The following is a 242-nucleotide window of genomic DNA, read 5'->3' on the forward strand; positions in this document are numbered from 1 at the left end:
CGCCTTCCCTCCCGCAGGTTGTGTTGTTCTGCGTTCTCCGGTACTATTCGCCCCTCGGACTCCCTTCCTGCAGATGACTCACTTCGCTTATTAGCTTATAAAGCATCTTGCTACGAAAAAAAAAAAACTTCTCGTGCAGGGGAGGGTCTCCCCAGTTCACTGCATCCTCTTTCATGCCATGCCGATCCCCATACGCCGGAGGATTCTTCACTGTCGCTCCAAGTTCATGACAGTTTCCATGG

Annotated in this window: 1 protein-coding gene; it reads right to left on the bottom strand. The window is 51.7% G+C overall.

The annotated features are described in order from the left end of the window. Positions 1-43: 43 nt before the first annotated feature. Positions 44-242, bottom strand: a 199-nt coding sequence (locus ACZYR9_RS28010) for a hypothetical protein (RefSeq protein ID WP_488981535.1), incomplete at its 5' end; no start/stop codon positions are given.

The sequence above is a fragment of the Paenibacillus sp. F024 genome (assembly GCF_057814255.1).